This window comes from Kribbella sp. (genome assembly GCF_035687465.1).
Taxonomy (GTDB): Bacteria; Actinomycetota; Actinomycetes; order Propionibacteriales; family Kribbellaceae; genus Kribbella.
On record NZ_DASRXP010000719.1, the window covers coordinates 1 to 2,670 of the forward strand.

A 2,670-nucleotide genomic window follows, 5' to 3' on the forward strand; every position below is an offset into this window, starting at 1 on the left:
GGAGCTGTCCGCAGCCTTCCGCTCGCTCACCAAGAAGCTCGTCCGGCAGCGCGTGCTGACCGACAAGGTCCGGATGGACGGCCGCGGTCTGGCCGACATCCGCCCGCTCAAGGCGCAGGTCAGGGTGCTGCCGCGGGTGCACGGTTCGGCGCTGTTCGAGCGCGGCGAGACCCAGATCCTGGGTGTCACCACGCTGAACATGCTGCGGATGGAGCAGCAGCTGGACACGCTCTCCCCGGAGACGCGCAAGCGCTACATGCACAACTACAACTTCCCGCCCTACTCGACCGGTGAGACCGGCCGGGTGGGTTCGCCGAAGCGCCGCGAGATCGGTCACGGCGCGCTGGCCGAGCGGGCCCTGGTGCCGGTGCTGCCGTCGCGCGAGGACTTCCCGTACGCGCTCCGTCAGGTGTCCGAGGCTCTCGGGTCCAACGGCTCCACCTCGATGGGTTCGGTCTGCGCCTCGACGCTGTCGCTGCTGTCGGCCGGTGTGCCGCTGAAGGCGCCGGTCGCCGGGATCGCGATGGGCCTCATCTCCGGTGAGGTGGACGGCAAGACGCAGTACGTCGCGCTGACCGACATCCTGGGCGCGGAGGACGCGTTCGGCGACATGGACTTCAAGGTCGCCGGTACGAAGGACTTCGTCACCGCCCTGCAGCTGGACACCAAGCTGGACGGCATCCCGGCGAGCGTGCTCGCCGGCGCGCTGACCCAGGCCAAGGAAGCCCGCCTGACCATCCTCGACGTGATGGCCAAGGCCATCGACGCCCCGGGTGAGATGAGCGAGTTCGCGCCGCGGGTCATCTCGGTCAAGGTCCCGGTGGACAAGATCGGCGAGGTCATCGGCCCGAAGGGCAAGATGATCAACCAGATCACCGACGAGACCGGCGCCGACATCTCCATCGAGGACGACGGCACGGTGTACATCGGTGCGACGAACGGCCCGTCGGCCGAGGCGGCGCGTGCGATGATCAACTCGATCGCGAACCCGACCATGCCGGAGAAGGGCGAGCGCTACCTGGGCACGGTCGTGAAGACGACCAACTTCGGTGCGTTCATCAGCCTGCTGCCGGGCAAGGACGGGCTGCTGCACATCTCGAAGCTGCGCGGCCTGGCCGGTGGCAAGCGGGTGGAGGCCGTCGAGGACATCCTCTCGGTCGGCCAGAAGCTCCAGGTCGAGATCGCCGAGATCGACGACCGCGGCAAGCTGTCCCTGATTCCCGTCCTGGACGAGGATGCGAAGGACGATGAGGCCAAGGCTGACGCCGAGGCCGAGGTCGCGCCCGCCGAGTGACAAGGGCTATCACCAGCACGATGCTGAGCCCGGAGGAGGGCGGTCCCGTCAAACGGACCGTCCTGCCCTCCGGGCTCCGCGTGCTCTCCCAGTCCGTACCGGGCTTCCGCTCGGTCACCTTCGGCCTCTGGGTCGGCGTCGGCTCCCGCGACGAACCCCTCCAGCTGGCCGGCGCCACGCACTTCCTCGAACACCTGCTGTTCAAGGGCACCGAGCGCCGCGACGCGCTGGAGATCTCCGCGTCGCTGGACGCCGTCGGTGGCGAGATGAACGCCTTCACCGGCAAGGAGTACACCTGCTACTACGCGCGGGTGCTCGACTCCGACCTGCCGCTCGCGGTCGACGTGATCTGCGACATGATCACCTCCGCCACGCTGGCCGAGGCCGACGTGGAGAGCGAGCGCGACGTCATCGACGAAGAGATCGCGATGCACGCCGACGAGACGTCGGACCACATCCATGACCTCTTCGCGGAACAACTCTGGGGCTCGTCCCCGCTCGGCCGCTCCATCACCGGTACGCCGGAATCGGTGGCCGGCCTGACCCGTCGCCAGGTGGCCGGGTGGTATCGCCGGCGCTATACGCCGGATAACATCGTCGTCTCCGTCGCGGGCAACGTGGAGCACGCCGACGTCGTGAAGCTGGTCCGCAAGGCGTTCGAGCGGCACTGGGTCACCGGTGAGGCCGAACCGGCTCCGGTACGACGGGGCTCGGCGCGCCGGATCCCGATGTACGGGGGAGTGCGGGTGCATCACCGCGACGTCGAGCAGGCGCATCTCGTGCTCGGCATGCCCGGGTTGGTGCGCAACGACGAGCGCAAGTTCGTCGCCGGGGTGCTGCATGGCATCGTCGGTGGCGGGATGTCCTCGCGGCTCTTCCAGGAAGTGCGGGAGAAGCGCGGACTCGCGTACTCCGTGTTCACCTTCGGCTCGGCGTACGCGGACTCCGGCATGGTCGGGGTCTATGCGGGCTGTCTGCCGAAGAAGGCTCCGGAGGTGCTCGAGGTGGTTCGCGCCGAGTTGGCGACGATTGCCAAGGGCACCATCACCGCGGACGAACTGCTCCGCGGCAAGGGCCAGATGCGCGGCTCGGTCGTGATGGGCCTGGAGGACACCGGCGCCAAGATGACCCGGATCGCCAAGGCCGACCTGGTCTACGGCGAGCTCCCGACCGTCGACGAGATCCTGCACAACATCGACGCGGTCACCCTGGACGACGTCTGCCAACTCGCGGCCGACCTCTACGCCGGCACCCCGGCCCTCACCGTGATGGGCCCCTTCGACGAGTCCACCACCGCCTTCACGCTGTAGACCCTCGACGTCCTGTGCCGGACTCCGCACAGACGGTGGCGCTCCAAGCTGCTCAGTTGTGCTCAC

2 protein-coding genes are annotated in these 2,670 nt (G+C 68.4%); both read left to right on the forward strand.

Annotated elements, in window-relative coordinates; translation table 11 throughout:
* Positions 1–1,294: polyribonucleotide nucleotidyltransferase (locus VFG33_RS39135; protein ID WP_325058097.1), on the forward strand; the 1,294-nt coding region annotated here is incomplete at its 5' end.
* Positions 1,295–1,314: 20 nt separating this feature from the next.
* On the forward strand, positions 1,315–2,604 hold the full coding sequence (locus tag VFG33_RS39140; RefSeq protein WP_325058098.1) for a M16 family metallopeptidase: 1,290 nt from the start codon (positions 1,315–1,317) through the stop codon (positions 2,602–2,604).
* Positions 2,605–2,670: the final 66 nt, after the last annotated feature.

Excerpts from the sequence above, each read along its gene's own strand:
- VFG33_RS39140 (WP_325058098.1), top strand. The coding sequence starts at position 1,315 with ATGCTGAGCCCGGAGGAGGGCGGTCCCGTCAAACGGACCGTCCTGCCC.